General features: G+C 66.2%; 2 protein-coding genes and 2 pseudogenes. All 4 read left to right on the forward strand.

Annotation, left to right across the window (positions count from 1 at the left end; genetic code table 11):
• Positions 1–183: 183 nt before the first annotated feature.
• Positions 184–506 (forward strand): annotated as a pseudogene (locus tag AB0873_RS32285) (IS5/IS1182 family transposase); the annotation flags it as partial.
• Positions 507–588: 82 nt separating this feature from the next.
• The gene (locus AB0873_RS32290) at positions 589–792 is read left to right on the forward strand and encodes a helix-turn-helix domain-containing protein (RefSeq protein WP_366604560.1); all 204 of its coding nucleotides are present in this window, start codon (positions 589–591) and stop codon (positions 790–792) included.
• Positions 793–899: 107 nt separating this feature from the next.
• Positions 900–1,573: pseudogene (locus tag AB0873_RS32295) on the forward strand (transposase family protein).
• A gap of 107 nt (positions 1,574–1,680) precedes the next feature.
• Positions 1,681–2,058 carry a LuxR C-terminal-related transcriptional regulator gene (locus AB0873_RS32300; protein WP_366604562.1) on the forward strand — a complete coding sequence of 126 codons (378 nt, stop codon included), beginning with the start codon at positions 1,681–1,683 and terminating at the stop codon, positions 2,056–2,058.
• Positions 2,059–2,195: the final 137 nt, after the last annotated feature.

Below are 2,195 nucleotides of genomic sequence, written 5' to 3' on the forward strand. Positions count from 1 at the left end.
CAACGTGGTCACTCTTCCCACCAGCACCCCAGCTTGCCGCACCCCGCCACCAGCGGCAAGCCCACCACCATGCCCGGAAACCACCGTGTCCCGGCCACGCCGGGACGCTGCCGCACACGTGGCCAAGATCCGAGTTTCGTCTCAGGCATGAAACGCTCAATGATGGTCGAGGCCCGCGGTATCCCGTTACCCGAGGACATCACCGTGCACCTGGACGCCGGCTATGACTCCGCCGCGACCCGCGACCTCCTCGCCGGACGTGGCCTGACCGGCGAGATCGCCCGCAAAGGCGTCAAGGCTCCCGTCCAGGCCATCGGGCGGTGGCACGTCGAGCGTAGAACGCCTGGCACAACGCCTTCAACCGGCTCCAACGCTGCTACGAACGCAAAGAAGACGTGATCCACGCCTACTTCGACCTCGCCGACTCGATCATCACCATCCGCAGCCTCATCCGCCACGCATGGACCCACTACCGCTGGAACACCCGCCCCACCCGCCGACCATGAACCCGCCAAATTGCGCGACCTCGTAACTTGATCAAGAGGGTCAGCGGCTGCAACGCCTGGTGTGTCGAGGCACGGGGCCGCCGTGCGGCTGCGGCGGGTGGTGGTCGTGCTCGCTTCCGCGGGAGGCAAAAGCGTGCCGGTCATCGCCCGGCTCGTGCAGGCCGATGAGGACTCGGTGCGGCAGGTGATCCACCGGTTCAACGAGATCGGCATGGCCAGCTTGGGCCCTCAGCGGGCGGGTGGCCGTCCCCGCCGGATCAGTCACGATGAAGACTTGTCATCGTGATGGGCCTGCTCACGATGGGCGCGGCGGAGCCTGTGTCGACATAGGACGAGGCTCCCGGTAAGACAGCAGTCGACTAAGATCCGATGCCCCCAACCGGGAACCTCGCTGTGCTGTCTTACCCGTCTGCGGCCGCGCTGTCCAGCCGCGCCCTGAACCACCTGGCCGACCTCATCCGCCGCCGCGGCCGGTGGCGACGTCTTGATACCGGCACTGCTCGCATTGGCCCATCTGCGTAACGGGGACACCATCGCCCGTCTGGCCTGCGGCTTCGCGGTCAGCGTCACGACGGCCTGGCGGTACGCCCGAGAAGCCATCAACCTACTCGCCGCGCACGCCGAGGACCTGAACGCGGCCATACGGCGCATCGCCCGGCTCGCCTACGCGATACTCGACGGCACGCTGATCCCCATCGACCGTCATCTGGGCCCCACCCGCCCTGCCCGGCACCGTGCACGACCTGACCGCCACCCGCACCCACGGCTGATCGACGCGCTGCGTAACGTCAACGTGATGACCTTCGCCGACAAGGCGATACCAGGGCGCTGGCGGCAGTATCCGCACGCCCTTCAAGCGCCGCCGTCACCGACCGCGACTGTCCCGCCGGCAGAAGACGGTCAACCGGCACCACGCCAAGATCCGCGCCGTCGGCGAGCGCGCCGTCGCCACCCTCAAGGGCTGGAAGATCCTGGCCAGGCTCCGCTGCTGCCCCCGACGTGCCACCGCGATCGTCCAGGCCATCCTCGTCCTACATCACATCCAGACCAGCCGAAACCCACGATGAAAAGCGCTCTTTGGAGGTCAGTCGCGCCAGAATCCGGGCCGCCGAGGCGGCCCGACATTGAGCGGACCGCGCCTCCCTACGGCGTCTGCTAGGCGAGGCTGCACATCATGCCGACCAACTCGGTGCAGAAGATCTCCGACGTGACCTCAGGATGCTGCTCACAGGCGGTGCACGCGTTTCGCCGAGCAGGGTCCAGAAAGCGAACGGAGAACAGCCGCAATGACGACTTGGTCGGGCTCACGCCGCGCGAAATCGAGGTTCTTAGGCCGTTCGTTGACGGCTGCTCAAACAGGCAGATTGCGTCGGCGCTGTCTATTGCAGAGAAGACCGCCAGCGTCCATGTCTTGCACATCCTTTCAAGCTGCACGTTTCTCGACGTGGCGAAGCCGCCGTTCGCTCATTGCCTGCGGATCTTCGACGATGCCTCGCCGCCAGGACCGTCGAAGGCGCACGGGCAGCGATCGGCCGGCCAGCCAGCAAGGTAGTGCGGCTTTCATGGTGCTGCCCGGAGTGAATCTGTGCCGCCCCCGGCTTAGAACTCCTAACAGAATGATCTAGGCGGGCGTGTGGTTCTGTCCCTCATGGACGGTCAACTACAGTGATCGGCCGTGAGGCGAGGTGA

This window comes from Micromonospora sp. NPDC047707 (assembly GCF_040704235.1).
In the GTDB taxonomy this organism is placed as follows: domain Bacteria; phylum Actinomycetota; class Actinomycetes; order Mycobacteriales; family Micromonosporaceae; genus Micromonospora.